The sequence below is a fragment of the Pontibacillus halophilus JSM 076056 = DSM 19796 genome, assembly GCF_000425205.1.
GTDB classification, from domain to species: domain Bacteria; phylum Bacillota; class Bacilli; order Bacillales; family BH030062; genus Pontibacillus_A; species Pontibacillus_A halophilus.
In genome coordinates this window covers 35418-50341 of sequence record NZ_AULI01000020.1, presented here as the reverse complement: position 1 = coordinate 50341, position 14924 = coordinate 35418, and the positions used below count along the sequence as shown (strand labels likewise).

19 protein-coding genes and 3 pseudogenes are annotated in these 14924 nt (G+C 35.5%); 7 read left to right on the top strand and 15 right to left on the bottom strand.

From position 1 onward, the window contains the following. On the top strand, positions 1-291 hold a 291-nt coding region (locus tag H513_RS0116070; RefSeq protein ID WP_026801598.1), incomplete at its 5' end, for an ATP-binding protein. Between the two features lie 100 nt (positions 292-391). Here the strand turns inward: H513_RS0116070 and H513_RS0116065 are convergent. Next, a complete protein-coding gene (locus tag H513_RS0116065) occupies positions 392-652 on the bottom strand; it encodes an endonuclease Q family protein (RefSeq protein ID WP_231572148.1) in 261 nt (86 codons plus the stop codon). A 101-nt stretch (positions 653-753) separates the two neighbouring features. Further along, positions 754-906 carry a hypothetical protein gene (locus tag H513_RS21840; protein WP_156111466.1) on the bottom strand — a complete coding sequence of 51 codons (153 nt, stop codon included), beginning with the start codon at positions 904-906 and terminating at the stop codon, positions 754-756. 8 nt (positions 907-914) lie between these two features. Here H513_RS21840 and H513_RS21715 point away from each other — a divergent pair, with 8 nt between their 5' ends. After that, positions 915-1052 carry a hypothetical protein gene (locus H513_RS21715; protein ID WP_156111465.1) on the top strand — a complete coding sequence of 46 codons (138 nt, stop codon included), beginning with the start codon at positions 915-917 and terminating at the stop codon, positions 1050-1052. Between the two features lie 140 nt (positions 1053-1192). Here the strand turns inward: H513_RS21715 and H513_RS0116050 are convergent, their stop codons facing one another. From H513_RS0116050 to H513_RS21325, 7 genes and pseudogenes are all read right to left on the bottom strand, one after another. Further along, positions 1193-1660, bottom strand: coding sequence for an SMI1/KNR4 family protein (locus H513_RS0116050; protein WP_026801638.1), 468 nt, complete (start codon positions 1658-1660; stop codon positions 1193-1195). A gap of 355 nt (positions 1661-2015) precedes the next feature. After that, complete coding sequence (locus H513_RS0116045; protein WP_026801637.1) at positions 2016-2504, bottom strand: antitoxin YezG family protein; 489 nt, start codon at positions 2502-2504, stop codon at positions 2016-2018. Positions 2505-2668: 164 nt separating this feature from the next. Further along, a pseudogene (locus tag H513_RS20500) lies at positions 2669-2854 on the bottom strand (SMI1/KNR4 family protein); the annotation flags it as partial. Next, positions 2850-3008, bottom strand: a pseudogene (locus H513_RS21330) (HNH endonuclease); the annotation flags it as partial. The pseudogenes H513_RS20500 and H513_RS21330, both read right to left, overlap by 5 nt. A 355-nt stretch (positions 3009-3363) precedes the next feature. Beyond that, positions 3364-3576 (bottom strand): annotated as a pseudogene (locus H513_RS20495) (transposase family protein); the annotation flags it as partial. A 564-nt stretch (positions 3577-4140) separates the two neighbouring features. Beyond that, positions 4141-4596, bottom strand: a complete 456-nt coding sequence (locus H513_RS0116030; protein ID WP_026801636.1) for an immunity protein YezG family protein — start codon at positions 4594-4596, stop codon at positions 4141-4143. A 20-nt stretch (positions 4597-4616) separates the two neighbouring features. Continuing rightward, positions 4617-6638, bottom strand: a complete 2022-nt coding sequence (locus H513_RS21325) for a T7SS effector LXG polymorphic toxin (RefSeq protein ID WP_154655274.1) — start codon at positions 6636-6638, stop codon at positions 4617-4619. Positions 6639-6762: 124 nt separating this feature from the next. On the opposite strand from H513_RS21325, the gene H513_RS22195 reads away from it, so the two are divergent. Beyond that, entirely contained in the window at positions 6763-6894 is a 132-nt protein-coding gene (locus H513_RS22195) for a hypothetical protein (RefSeq protein ID WP_267879652.1), read from the top strand. A gap of 188 nt (positions 6895-7082) precedes the next feature. Here H513_RS22195 and H513_RS0116020 read toward each other — a convergent pair whose 3' ends face one another. Then, entirely contained in the window at positions 7083-7427 is a 345-nt protein-coding gene (locus H513_RS0116020; RefSeq protein WP_026801634.1) for a hypothetical protein, read from the bottom strand. A gap of 320 nt (positions 7428-7747) precedes the next feature. On the opposite strand from H513_RS0116020, the gene H513_RS22190 reads away from it, so the two are divergent. Continuing rightward, a complete protein-coding gene (locus H513_RS22190) occupies positions 7748-7873 on the top strand; it encodes a hypothetical protein (protein WP_267879651.1) in 126 nt (41 codons plus the stop codon). Between the two features lie 333 nt (positions 7874-8206). On the opposite strand, the gene H513_RS0116010 is transcribed toward H513_RS22190, so the two are convergent. Then, a complete protein-coding gene (locus tag H513_RS0116010) occupies positions 8207-8407 on the bottom strand; it encodes a cold-shock protein (RefSeq protein ID WP_026801633.1) in 201 nt (66 codons plus the stop codon). 541 nt (positions 8408-8948) lie between these two features. On the opposite strand from H513_RS0116010, the gene H513_RS22115 reads away from it, so the two are divergent. After that, entirely contained in the window at positions 8949-9125 is a 177-nt protein-coding gene (locus H513_RS22115) for a hypothetical protein (protein ID WP_026801632.1), read from the top strand. Positions 9126-9416: 291 nt separating this feature from the next. On the opposite strand, the gene H513_RS0116000 is transcribed toward H513_RS22115, so the two are convergent. The 3 genes from H513_RS0116000 to H513_RS0115990 form a co-directional block, all read right to left on the bottom strand. Beyond that, positions 9417-9896: a hypothetical protein gene (locus tag H513_RS0116000; RefSeq protein WP_026801631.1), complete on the bottom strand. Its 480-nt coding sequence runs from the start codon at positions 9894-9896 to the stop codon at positions 9417-9419. 75 nt (positions 9897-9971) lie between these two features. Next, positions 9972-10166, bottom strand: a complete 195-nt coding sequence (locus tag H513_RS0115995) for a hypothetical protein (protein WP_026801630.1) — start codon at positions 10164-10166, stop codon at positions 9972-9974. Positions 10167-10535: 369 nt separating this feature from the next. Then, positions 10536-11048: a hypothetical protein gene (locus H513_RS0115990; RefSeq protein ID WP_026801629.1), complete on the bottom strand. Its 513-nt coding sequence runs from the start codon at positions 11046-11048 to the stop codon at positions 10536-10538. A 274-nt stretch (positions 11049-11322) separates the two neighbouring features. On the opposite strand from H513_RS0115990, the gene H513_RS21015 reads away from it, so the two are divergent. Further along, complete coding sequence (locus H513_RS21015; protein ID WP_026801628.1) at positions 11323-11523, top strand: hypothetical protein; 201 nt, start codon at positions 11323-11325, stop codon at positions 11521-11523. A gap of 15 nt (positions 11524-11538) precedes the next feature. Continuing rightward, positions 11539-11940 carry a PA domain-containing protein gene (locus H513_RS21010; protein ID WP_026801627.1) on the top strand — a complete coding sequence of 134 codons (402 nt, stop codon included), beginning with the start codon at positions 11539-11541 and terminating at the stop codon, positions 11938-11940. 208 nt (positions 11941-12148) lie between these two features. Here the strand turns inward: H513_RS21010 and H513_RS0115975 are convergent, their stop codons facing one another. Further along, positions 12149-14029 carry a nuclease-related domain-containing DEAD/DEAH box helicase gene (locus H513_RS0115975; RefSeq protein ID WP_026801626.1) on the bottom strand — a complete coding sequence of 627 codons (1881 nt, stop codon included), beginning with the start codon at positions 14027-14029 and terminating at the stop codon, positions 12149-12151. Positions 14030-14924 lie beyond the last annotated feature (895 nt).

Below are 14924 nucleotides of genomic sequence, written 5' to 3'. Positions count from 1 at the left end.
CAGTTTAGGAACCGTTTTAAAAAAGTAGATCTAATTATTTTAGATGAGATGGGATACATTCCATTCAGTAAAGAAGGAGCCGAGCTTCTATTTCAACTCATCACCGATTGGTACGAGCAGAAGAGCATCATTATCACTTCAAATTTGGAATTTAGTCAGTGGAATCGAATATTTGTAGACTCGAGGCTAACAGCAGCTTTAGTTGATCGTGTCATACACCACGCTCATGTACTTACATTTTCAGGAGATAGCTACCGGGTTAGCCATGCATTATCCAGACAAAACTACTAAAAATATCGGCTGGCAAGCTTATGTATTTTTCATTGCATTATTATGTACTTTTCTCTTGCAAAACACACCAACCACAAAGAAGCATCATTTTTCAATGTTATTACCTCCTTAAACCTTCTGGTAAATCTAAAACTCCATTTTTCATTCTTTTACTAGCCCATTCATTTAACTCTCTAACAAAGCTTTCATAATCAGGTGCAGAATCAATAATTTTCAAAATCTCATTATGTGCTTTTGTAGAGCCACGTCTCCCATGATCCTTACCCACCTCACTTTGACTCAAATCAGTTTGAATTCCATCTTCGACAACTTCCCATCTCGTTCGAAGACTCTGAGACATTGCAGCAACTTGATGTTTCAACTAATCGTTTACTCGGGTTACTGGACTTTGATTACCTCATTATCCTCACTGAATAATAGATGTTTTCATGTTCTCTGTACAAAGTGGATTACGAGTTTGAGTCAGTGCAATGCTCGCTCGGTTAGATACTGCTTCATAGAAAGCATGTCTTTAAATGGTTGGCTGGTAAGTACTTGCAGCCTATTCTGCTTACCAAGATACATTGTCTTTCTCATGCCATCTGCTATAGCTTCTTGGAGAGCATTTGTCTTCATTGCATTATATGGATTTCATCTTACTTACTGCTCAAGTAGCTTTGCCTAGTGTACCTACCTTACTCACGTTCCCAGCTTGGAAGTCGACGAAAGTTGTTAAGACGGTGATAGATATGCAGCTTGTCTATTCATTCGGTACAAGGTAGCCACATAAAAATAGAAACGTTGAGAGGCATTTCGCCACTCAACGTTTCTAGCTTTCTTTACTAAGGTTTATAAACATGAATTCCGCTTACAGGGTTTGTACCCATACCGCTATTTTAATTTTATATATTACTTGTTTCTATTAAAGTGTCTTAAGAAATTGAGTAAAGTTATCTGCCACATTATATGTAACCGGCTCAAACTCACCGGATTCTTCATGAGACCATATACAAACAGATGGATTATTCTTATCTATTCTAAAATCTAAGCAGACAAAGTCACCCGCAAATACACTAGCTATCGGCAATACCTCTGCCCCTAATAAGTCTTCGTTATCAGTTAATCTTTCACCTATTTGTGAAAATACAACATCTATATCGTAAATTCCTTTTGGATGATTCTTGATAGCTTCTAATATACATAAAAACCTTTCTAACACATAACTACGGTTGTTACAATCAAATGTTGCTCCCTCAACCTCTACACCGTTATTTTCTTTTATAAATTCTAAGAAAGACTCTGGCAAAGAAAGTCTCCAAGAATTTTCGTGATTTTTGATTAATTCCTCTGAAGGCAATGGCCTTACTACAGTGTCCTGTTTTATTTCCATATTTCTTTTCCTTTCTTTATATGCTATCTCGGTGCATCTCATTAGATCTGCCACCATTTTGTAGAGTTATATTGTGTATTCCAAAAGGTACTAGCTCCATTAATAAGGCGTGCAGCGACGGTTTATATTAAACCTTTATTTCTACGAGTATTTCCTGCCAACAATTAAGAATCACTACCACATGGTGCTGTTTATGCAAGTCTACACCCACATAAATATGTTTCTGCTATTCATGCATGGTTCATCCTCCTAATCGGCAATAAAGCGCTTTATGGTTTTCTATAAATAATAAATCTTTCCTTCTTTAAACACACGAGCAAATACAGCCATTTAATTTTTCCATCTTACCTCTAAGTTAAATCGGATTATTTGGAAACTCATTATGATACTTATCAATTAATGCTTTATAATTTTCATCAGTTGGAATCTCACCTAAATATTTATTTTTCCAAATAATCATTTGGTCACTATAACTATATTCTGTATCAAACCAATTTGTATAATCGAAATGAACTTTTAACTTCCCTGTTCTCTCTAAGATTAATGTAAAAGAGTACCAAAGTTCTTGGTTTTCACTTTTAAATATTTCTCTCATTTCTTCTGCAATAGAAAATAGCATTCTTTTATTTAATTTAAATCCTTTTTCATCAACCTGATATTTAAAAGGAATTTCAAGACTATATTGATAACAATTTGGATCGGATGTAGGTTGGTAGAAAAAATACGTTCCTCCACCATCTTCCGAAATTTGAGCGTAAAAGTAAAACTTCTCCCACTGTTCTGGAATCATTTCATTAACTGTTTCAGCAATTTTTCTATATAATTCATTCAATCTTTTCTCCAACTATTTCAACCTCCATATTCATTATTGATATTTCACAAAAATTCCTTTAACTTCTACTCCGTACATTATTTCAAGTGAATCTGGTCTTAATGATTGTTTACTTCATTTATTTCTTTAATGTTATTAATCTTGTTAGAAGTATTACCCGTACCCTCTTAAATTTCTTAGTCATGTAACTTATCTAAAAAATCACTAAATGTATCTGCGATATAAAATACATTTTCTCTTGCTGATTCTTCTACTTGATCTTCTGTTAATCCCTCTTCTCGCATTAACATTTCTTTTTCACCTGCATTTTCATGTTCCCAAAATACTACCGTAGGCTTGTTTTTATCTTCTTTATAATCAAAAATCTCCCCACAATTCACTTCCACCTAAGTGATTTATATCATGTACTTTTGATACAACCAACTGCATCTTTCCTGGTACCTGATGATGATGCCAGGCTAATCCTTGTATTCTTTCTTTTCCAGCATCTATTTGAGCCAGTTGCTTTGGAGTAAATATGTCGTATGAAATTCAACAGCATCTCCTTTAAAAACCGATCGAAGACTCTGTTACATTGCAGCAACATACGACCGTCTCTTGTATAAATACAACACAAAATTTATTTGCCAAAGGCAATAAAAGAACGTCCTTTAACGTTACATCTTGGTTATCTCCACGAGCGTTGTCATTCTCGTTAGTTTGTTAGCTATGCCATATCATAACTACCCCTTCCACGTAAAATGTCATCTCGCCTTAATCTCGTTCTTGTTCATTTCCTCCAAGTATTAATTTATACTCCATGATGGTACAACCATCATGAGTTATGAATTTCACACAAGTATTATTCAATTTATTCCTAACTTAAACCTTAGAACAAATACGTTGTCCGTTCGAAGAGTTTAAGGTGTTGGATTTTTTGGGTTCGATAGTCATAAATGCGTTGTGTCCAGTCACCGCACGACTTACATTTATGACTCTTCTTTGGAATCTCCACATAAAGATGAAAATCTCCACCGATTTCTTCACTTTCCTTGATAATTACACTTTGTAGTCCTGGTACCGGGATGTTAGAATACACGTACACGCAACTCCTTTACTGATTTGTTTCTCGTCAATTCAAGTGTAGTAAAGATTGGAGCTTGCGTGTTTTTTTATGCCAAATTTTCTATGTACCCCAACAAATATTTTAGAGCCAAAAAAAAACAAAAACACCTGATTCCTAATAAGGCAATCAAGTGCTTTAAGTTCACCTGTTTTTAAGTAGCATAAATTTGTAAGTTTTGTAGTACAAGAATGACACCTTTTACATGTCGCGAAATTGTTACGTTAAAACTTACGAGTTTGTACGAGTTCGTTAGTTTAATATACATTCCATGTGTTTATATTCATCGCAATGTAAACTGTCATCTCGCCTAAACTCGTACTTCCTTTTCTATTCTATCATTGCACGTAATACTCTATGATGGTACAACCATCATGAAGTATATACTTTTTAACAGCCTATTATTTTTCTGCACACTTCATAACATGTTTTAAATTAATTACAGCAATATTTTGTCACTCCTGTATGCAAATGCTATTCTACAAATTTATACTACAACTTTCATAAGTTATTAATTCAATTTAGATATATATTACTGTAAATTTTTTAAAGGTTATTACTCTTTACTTCCTCAAACCACTCATCTGCAATATGGCTAGCTGTTTTAACATCATCATTCGTATATACTAAATCATACTTATACTCAGCTTTAAAATTCCCACTCTTAACATCATATATTAACTTCATTTCCGTTGGCATGTCTCTTTCATATTCTTTGCACAATGCTTCTATTTTTTCAATATCTTCACATATTATACGCAATACCATCGACTGTCGTTTTGGAGCCACATCATATCTTTCATCTCCATCCTCCAATGCATCATTTACTTTATGACGCTCTACATACTTATTGTTAATGCAATAAAAGAAACCTCCCGAAATCATTCCTGCTTCGCGTGAAGCATAAACATATACTTTATCTGCTCTATCTTCAACGTACTCCATACATATAGATATCATATCTGCTTGTAACTCACTAAATCTATCTTCAAATTCTTTCATCCTACTTTTCACTCCTTAAATTAATTTTTAATAACTTGGAATTCCAACTTACCATCAATAGCGTAATTAACTATAAACTTCTCTGGTCGCATATTATTTCCATCATAAACTATTTCAACATCAACTGTTACTTCTTTAGGAGGTGTTTCTTTCAAAGCCGCAGCCCATGTATCTTCAATCTTCTTATATTCCTTCAAATTAACATCAGATAATTGTGAAACTAAATTATCAATTTTAGGTGATCCTCCAAATCTATCACCCGCCAAATGGCCTGCATGGTCCTGTCCCTTTACTTTTCCTGGTGTATTCTTACTGTGTGACAATCTATCTGTTCTAGCTGTTAATTGTAAATTTTCCGTTTCAAATTTCACAAGCCTACCAGCACCATCAGTTTCATAAAAGTAATCATATTCGCCTGTTTGATATCTAATATTAGGCTTTAATCTATTTTTTCTTCCGTTTGTATACTGTTCTCCTCTTCCCACTAATGTTTTAACATCACTTTCCCCAGCCAAACGATTACCCGTACCCTTAACAGACCCTCTACCATAATCTACTCCATCTACCTGCCTACCATTATAATCCCCATCGCCTTTTACATAAGCATAGTTAAGATCAGCGCTCACATCACCTCGACCAAAATCAGTTCGAATACCATCTCCAACAACTTCCCATCTCGGCTGAAGACTCTGAGACATTGCAGCAACTTGCTGTTTCGCCCAAGCGTTTGTTCGGGTTATTGGTCCTTTGATAACTTCATTATATACCTTATTTATGGAAGTTTTCATGTTCTCTGGACGAAGAAGATTACGAGTTCGAGTTAGGGCTACGCTCGCTCGGTCGGATATTGCTTTTATAGAAAGCATGTCTTTAAATGGTCGGCTGGTAAGTACTTGTAACATGTTCTGCTTACCGATTTCCATTGTCTTTCTCATACCATCTGCCATAGCTTTTTGGAGAGCCGTGGTCTTCATCGCATTATATGGTATGTTAGTCGATTTCGCCTTACTTACTGCTTGAGTCGCTTTCCCTAGTGCACCTACTTTACTTACGTTCCCAGCTCCGAAGCCGACGAAAGTTGTGGCAGCTGTTAGGGAGCCATAGGTGAAGAATCGTGCTCGTGACTGTGCATCACCGTTTACAACATCATCAATCCAAGCCTGTTTAACCCCTTCTACAGCGTATTTTGCCACATCCTTAACGGATTCCCACGTCTCTCCAGGGTTAGACACGGCTTGATAGATATCCATAGCTAGTAACTCAGGATTCATATAATATTTGAAGAGCGTTTTCAGTACCCCAAATAAACCAGTAAGCATATCAACAAGGAAGTCCTTGATTCCCTCAAATATCCCCTTTATAACTCCCCAGAATCCACCCGAAGCACTTTTAACATTGTCCTCGGATTGTTTCTCCCCGACCGTTTGATTTTGATTGTTCACTTGAATAGTCGCTTCTTGAACGACATTCTGAAGCGTCTCCACCCGACTCTTTAAGGCATCCACACTTGAATCAAGCGCGCTTATGTCTTTCGTTTGGCTCTGGTCGAAGGATTGGAGTTTGGTGATTGTATCTTCTTTATCATTCCTAGCTTGGCCTACTTGCTCTATAAAACGACTGTCGTCAATCTGAGGCGTCGAGACAATGTCCGAAACACGCTGCAACAGTTGGTTAGCTTCAGACGTTAAAGCCGAGGTCACTTGCTTGGTTTTGTCCAAACCTTGTTCAACATCTTGATTTAAATAGTCCTCTCGAATGTACCCGTTCGTTGAGGGCTCCATGTCATGCATTGCACGCTGCAATTGACGTAACTTCTCTTGATACTGATCCATAAATTCCTTGTACTCTGCCAGGAAAGTCAGATGGTACTCTTCATAGAAATACCGTATCGCATCTCCGCCTTCACCCGCAAATGAGTCAGTTAAACTAACCATCTCTTTAATAGATTTCTCTAACTGTTCCACTTCATTTCGCTGCAAACGCAATCGTTGATGGATAGCTTGAACGCCCGACTCCAAAGACTCTGCATCATATACTTTCAACAGCCCCACCCCTATCTCCCCATTACCTATTCTAAGAATCTACGCATTTGTTCTCAATAGTAGTATATAGAAGAATATTCCACAGTTAAATAATTGGAAACTAAAGCAGGTCTAAATACCTACCATGAACTTGAATCTATACCATTATAAGCATGGGTTAGCACTAGGTGGACCGCTTGTTGCTATTTATCAGATACTCATCCTTAAATCATTGCCACGTGGCGAGCACACTAATAAGCACTTGCTGTCTAATTGACAATCAAGTGCTTTATAGATACCTATATAAAGTAAATCATTACTATTCCTAATCTTTAAACCAACGAGCCTGTTTACTTTCGTAAGTTTTTGGCGTGTTCCCTGTAACAATACTTCGTTAGTTTAAAAGGTCATCTCGCCTAAATGTTGTAGATGAATTTTCTCCACTCCACATAACATCCCCACAATTTAATCTTCATCATACATTAAATCATCTAACATTTCATTTTGTTTTTGTATGTCTTTATATCTATCAAATCTATTCATCAAGTATTCAACAGATACTTCTTTATTTTTAACTAATTCACCATCAAACAATCTTATCTTCGCACCAACATTTATCAATTCATTTATCAATTTTTTAAGTTTTGCATCGTCCTCATCATCTTTAAACAGATTACATTCCATTATCGGACTTCCATTTCCAATTCTTTTTTTTATCTCAGAAAATCCTGAATTTGTATTTTTGCTTATTACAGGTAAATATTTCATTTGATTTTCATCTTGTTCTACCACTAAAAGTATTACCGACACATTTATATCCTCCTTAAAAGTCATTATCAACTGAATCATTTAGTGGTTTACCAGGTAGCATTTTCTTAAAATGTATCCAGAAATGAGGAAGTAAAAATGAATGATATTTTGTAAATCACTTTATGATACTACCCTCAAAGAGAACCTTCAACTATATATTGTAAACGCTAGAATGAAATTTACAGTTTTCTCCAAGTTGTTTCTTACACTTTCTCCGTAATTATTTAATCTTCTAGTAAACTAATAGTATTCTGTTATTTTACGTGGAGGTTAGGATTTTGGGGAAAAGTTAATGTTGTATATAAAGATTCATCAACTAAGTGAATTTAAGGAGGTATCACCATAGCATTATGGAGCGCCTCCTTCCTCGTGTAGAAGTAATCCATATGGATGGAGACAGTTATCGAATGAAGCATCGAAGAAATGTATTCCCAGCAGAAGTGTAAAAGTTCAGTGAGCATAAAGTGTAAAAATTAACTTGACGTCTACAAGGGCCCCGTATCGATCCAATTATGATATAAAAAACAGAGAGGCTGCAGTAAGCAATCTCTCTAAGAGCTATGATTATTATTGCGCTTAAAATATATCATTCTCCGCTTGATAAGACATGGGAACGCATAATAAACCAACTAATACTTATGATCGGAAGAAGAACGAATACTAATGGATTATATATCTTACTAGCATCCTACTACCCTAATGATAGAATTAGTGCCCTTCCCCATACTTCTCAGAAACAAAAAGAGCTCCTTCCCTTAGGAAGAAGCTCTTTGTATTATTTATTTCTTCACAACGTTAGCTGCTTGCGGTCCACGGCTTCCTTCTTCAGTATCGAAAGAAACAGCTTGTCCTTCTTCTAGCGTTTTGAAGCCTTCTTCATTAATTGCAGAGAAGTGAACGAATACATCGTCTCCACCTTCTACTTCAATAAATCCGAAACCTTTGTCTGCGTTAAACCATTTTACTGTACCGTTATTCATTTAAATTCCTCCACGTGCTATTTGCACGATTATTACCATTCTTGCTCTAACAATGTCTTAAGATGATGACTCAAATTATCAAGTTTATTATTCCGAACAACAATTAGTTAATTACAACTATAGCATAGCATTAAGGTGAATGATATGAACAATTGTACCTATATTTATCTTCTTATTATAATCCTCTGTCGAATGAGAAGCAAAGGGCTCCTCCCGATGTTCCTAACATGTAGGCTGGTGAATCATTGTTTCTAAAGCTTAAAGTAAAAATAACAAGTTATTAGAAACACCTAGGCATCTGAAAATTGCATCATTCTTCTTAGTGTTCATCGGGGTGGGTACCTCAACCAGGAGCTCAAGAATTACTAGCCATCCCTCTGTATAAGATTCATTCCCTCTTCAACTAGTTAAAGAGAGAATGTTATACTCTGATGGAAATGAATTATTTAGAGCATTCTCACTAAGAATATGCATTCTAGGTACTGGTGGTGGATCTACCGCTTCTTATTTATAATCTCTAAGAATGGATGAGGGGGTAAGCATGTCTACGTTATATAACAAGACGATGATATTCGCATTAATTGTGATTTTTGTTTTGTGGTTATTCTTACAAATCTCTCTTAATATGAGCATCGTTAAAAATCCATTAAATTACTTTGTCGTATTCACCATCTTCTTTTTCATATTAAACTATGCAATGAATAGAAGAGCAAAATAAAATCACAATTTAAAATAACAGTAATTTAATGGTCAACGCGAAACCTTCTTATTGATAGGTTTCGTATTTTTTCGTGAAGCGCGAGGACAATGGTAGTGCTTCATTTAAAGAAATTAATAACCTTAATTGATTATATCAACTGGAGCATAATTAACCATTAAAATATGCCTTCAAGATATCAAGAATATGACGACCAACTTTCCATATTAATTAAGCATTTCCTGACATATCGCTTAAAAACAGATATTGGTTCGGATACTCATGTTTCTTTCTCTACAACTGACTCTTATATTAATCTAAATTTTCGTCTTTAACCTCTTCAAACCAAGAATCGAATATGTCAACGGGTAAGAGTTCGTTGTCATTTGAATAAACTAAATCATATCTAAATTTCCCTCTTAAACTATTCTGCTTCACATTATAATGTAACTTTATCTCTGTAGGCATTTCCCTCTCATATAATTTACATACATCGTGAATTTTCGTTAATTTGTCAAGTCCAATATCCAATAATGCTTCTTGTCTTTGTTCAGAGGTATCATAACTGAATGCTCTCTTACCTTCCCTGCTTGTGTTATGTACTGCATTATTTAAGTTATGCTTAGAAACATATTGACCATTTATTTTATAAAACACGTCAAAAGCATACATTTTTGACTCATAGGAACAGTAAATATAAATATCCTCTGCTTCACTTTGAACATATTCCAAACAAATAGCTACCATATCTGCTTGTAATTCAGAAAAATGATCCTCAAATACGGGACTCAAGTCTATCTCCCCCCATTATTAATTTAACTTCCGCTGCACCTCACTTAACTAACCAACCTATCCAGTATTCCAAGATTATAAAACTATATCCTGATACCACACTTCCTCTACTACTTCATTTTCAATCTTCACCCCTTCTCCAACTTCTCTTCCATCAACACTCAGAATTATTATTTGAACCTCAGTAAAGATTTGAATCGATGTAGCTCCCCGCCAGAAACCTTGCTCGTATTTAATCCTACCGAATAGATCACTAGATAGTTCGCTCAAATAGAATCACTTCTTCTAATTTCATAGCTTTCTCGGGTATATTCTCAACTTTCAAATAGTACTCGAGTTAACCTTCAAATTGTTTTTTATCTCTGATATATACCAGAATAAATTGTACTCTATATCTTTGCAAATAGATTTTTCTCTACGAGCAGATTAGCATAGGCACTTGTAATTCTTTCTTTAGAGTCACTTTCGTACCTGTACCTCCAAGATGAGTGGAAAACGAAATGCGGTGTTAACATATTCCTAGGATCCTTAACAATAATTAAACCTTAACAACAAATGTACTAAGTTAATAATCTCTAGCTGTTCTATTGCTGAATGACTTACTGTATTCCTGCTCCTCCTAAACAAAAGAGGGACAGCTTACCTGTCCCTTTGTCCCAAGCTGGGTTCTGTGTATTCTATATTATTTTCTTCAGCGAGTTCTTTCATGCCTGTTGTGTATTCTCCTATTTTCTCGCTGCCTTTGGTTAACATTTCATTAGATTGTTCCATCATTTCCATGTTTTGAGTTTCGAGGGCTTCTAATGCTTGGTGGAATGCTTCTAGTTGCAACTCTGCGCCTTCTATGTAAGTTTCGTGAAGGGAGCGAATCTCCTCAGACTCTAGTTCAATTTCTTTCAATAATTGAATGGCTTCTTCATATGGTGGGATAATATCTTCTTCCAACGCTCTTGCAAATGTAGGATCATCCGTGTAGTTTGCACCACTCACTGAGTTTAACGTTCCAATAGCCTCTTCCTCTAATTCCCCAATTCGGCTTAAATCCTCATTCACATATGTTGTAAAGCTTTCTTGAAGCTCTGTTTCTCCCAATAGGTTACATCCACTTAAAACACTTACTACGAGCAAAAGAGCTAGACCCTTCTTAATCAATGTTTCTCACCTCCCTCTTACCTATCCTAACTAGCTACAATTACCAGATACCCCCAATTAACGAAAGATAACCTTGTGTTTTACATAAACCCATCGAACTATCTCACCGACAAAACCCGACGCACTCCTCTAAAATCTCTCCCTACTCTAGTCCCATGCACCTATCCTGCCACACCAGATTGACGAATCGTGGAACATACCACCTATTTACACTATTTCGCCTCAATAAGTACACTGTAATAAATTACCAATGTCATTGTTTAGGAGGGATACAATGTATCGAAAAGCCATTGTTGCTGCTCTTTCTACCTCGTTGTTGTTCAGTGCTCCTTTTGTGGTCGAGGCCGGAAATCAAGAGGTGAAGAATCCGTCCTCCCATGCGTTTGACAACAAGATTATTAAGAAAATTGATGCGGATGCGATGTATGACAGGATTGATTTCCTTTCCAAACAACCTCGTGAGGCAGGGACATAAGGGGAGAAAGTGGCTGTGGACTACATTAAACAGACGTTTGAGAGTTATGGGTATGAAACTGAATTGCAGCCGTTCCAATTTCCAGGGTGGAATTGTGGTACCTCTTCTATTCAACTAAGCGAGCTCACTGTTAACGGCGGAGATGTACATACCTTCGAAGGATCAGTTAATGACACCGTTACAGCTCCTCTCACTTATGTAGGTCTGGCTCGTGCGAATGATGTCAGCTCAGCAGACCTTCAAGGAAAGATTGCGCTCATCGAACGTGGAGAGATTAGCTTCTACGAAAAGATTCAAAACGTGCTCGACGCAGGTGCTGTGGGCGTCATTATGTTCAATCGTGTGGGGGCTGAAGGAAACGAATTTGACTATGCCTATGATGGGCAGAACATTCTGTTGCAGTCAGCAGAGAGCTAAGATTGGATTTTGTAGACCAGCTTCTCCAAAGGATTTGTAGTTGTGGCACACGTCTGTAGAAATTGTTAAATTACTCATAAACGGAATAACTCGTATTTGTACTATATCTCGTATTGCTAGCTAGATTCCTATATCAATATTAGAAAGCCGTCTAACTCAACATTTTTTGAGTTAGACGGCTTCCTTAAGAGTTTATAAACTTGGTTGATTAATTGAAACAGTTTACAATTCGATTGTATTCCGAGATATAGTTTAAACAAGTATAGGAATACTCACCAGTACTAACTTTACCTTTAACTCTGGACAAGCTAATAAACAAGGCATCTGATATAGAAAAGTTCTCTTTTTCATTTTGATTTAATTGTCCTTGATTATAATTGTTAGCAGGAGTATCTAAGACCATTATTATATTTGGGGTTTGCCAGCCCTTAAAACTATGATAAGAACTAATTTTTAGCCTCCCTGTTCCACCCTGGAATTTCCATTTCTCATTTCGACGTCTATCTGAATCTCGTTCACATTGCATATCATAGACATGGGAAACATTCACTCCATGATTTTGCATGTGTTCTACAATAGACACTCCAGTAGTTTCATTAGTTGTTAAAACAGTGATATCTTCCCAATTATTTGTTTTTCTAAGCTCATATATTGCGTTAACAATCTGACTTATCTTTTCCTCTTTACTAACAGGTTGATAATTAAACCAAGAAGTTGAGTTTAATAGATTCAACTGTTCTTGTTCAGGCATTAAAATTTCATCTTCTATTAACTGAAGTTCTTGTCGAACAAGCTGAATCTTCTTTACAATCTCAGAAGGAAGACGTCGTGTATACCGGAGTGTTCCTGGTCTACCTTTAAAACCGATTTCCTTTACTTGATCGGTATCTTCAATCCAAACTCCATGATTATATAAATCTTGTGCCTTATCGTAGACAACAAAGAGTTCACCTTTACCTGTATAAAACTGCTTAAGGAAACGAATCCAATCTCCTATAAAATCTTGACCCTCATCAATTAATATATAATCATAATTAAATTGACTTTTTATACTATTGTTTTGTAAATATTTGTTAATTGTATTAATCCAACTTAATGTGAAATCCTTACCCTCAATCTGCTCCAAATCGCCTTCCAATTCGTGTTCAATAATAAGGATTTTTAAAAAATCATGAAAATGCAGGATAGTTAAGTCTTTCCGAAGTTTTTTACGATCGCTTTCATCAACACCTTGGCCAAATTGCTGGCTACACAAATCTCTCAAGTAATGACGTAGAGTAATGTTGAAGCTCAATACCAAAACACGTTGATTTTCTTTTAAAGCTTTTACAGCTTTTTCAGCTAATACTAATGATTTTCCAGCTCCCGCAACTCCGCTCCATCTCCTAATAGATCCAGGCTTTAGTGTAGCAAGATCTTTCTGAGATTTAGTAAGAACAAATGGTTGTATTCTTTCATAGTTATAATCAGAGTACTGTAAGTATCTGGAAAGTTCATTGACTAACTCTGCAAGCAATCCCTTTTGATTAAATTTAGATGTAGGCCTTCGGCTAGATAATGCATATGTATATTGTCTTGCGTTCAGTTTATAATTAAGGTCCTGTAGGTTATCTAAATCTTTATCAGTCCAAATCTTAGTATATTTTTTATTTGAAGCACAAAATTTATTAACCTGATCTTCTGAAGTATTATGAAAATAAACAACTGTTTCTATAACTCCGAAATAATCTTTCTCAAACTCTTCAGCTAAGATTACGCTGTTCATTAACTCAGATTTTAAAATGGCTTTCTTATAGTTTTCGACTTGTTGTATAGGGTTTTTGTTATGTAAATTGCTGTCTTTATCCTTTATAAATCCTCCCTGTACATAACTATCTAAATGTAAATTCCAGTCTTTTACTTCAATAATTATGATACCTCTTTCCGGATGGAGTAAAACAAAATCCGGTTTCATAGAGTTTATGTGCGGTTGTTCAAAGACTTTCCATCCCCGAAAGCGAGGATTATCCTTAAATAAATTAAGCAGTCTTCTTTCACCATTAGTTCTAGCATCGTTAGGGTTAAAATTTTCAATTATTTCTGCTCCCATATTCCCACCTCTTAATCTCATAAGTTACTGCGAATTAAAAATATTGAATCAGTTCTTTGCCAGATTTATGAAAGCTCCCTTGCATAAAAAAGAAATACACCTTCTTGGAAAAGTTCTTGTTTGATCGACAACAACCATATATACCTAAGACTATATTACTATTAAATGAATAAAAGATATAGCAAATTTAGACAAATTTTGTATTATTTATGGTTATATTTATTCTTCTTAATATAAGAAACACCCTAGTGTAAGCGCCAGAATAAAATTAACATTTCTGGCTATGATATTTCTTAAACTTTCTTCATAATAACCTAGGCTTCTAGTAAACTTTGCAAACAGCTCAGTCTTCAGCAATTTCAATGATTGGAATAAGTATGCGTTATTAAACATTAGCCGCACCACACATATGTAATCAATAAAGGGTTCGCTCATATGAGCGAACCCTTTATTGTAGTATTCATCACCTCTTGACCTATACATGATACTCTCCAGAATATATGATTACCTTTCTCTTTATCAGCTCATCCTTCTAAACTCCTACTAATGAATTTAAATAAGGTGTCAGATAAAACCTTACTGACACCCATGTTCGTGAAGTTATGTGAGTTTGTATGATACACCTTAGTATATCCAGCATTCATTTAACGGAATACGTTTCAATTAAACAACCTTCTTAAACAATCGAATAATCGCTCGAGGAATAAACAGAATGACATCTACTAGTTTGTGTAACAATTTACTGATAGCTCCCATTATGAAATCCTCCTTAAAGTGTTGTTGCCACACTCATTCCTTCTTTAAGGAGATAAGAAACCTGTGATTAAATTTTAGTCTTAACGTCTCATAAATGAGTTTGAATCGGGACAGAGTACCTGTCCCCTTGTCTCAAACC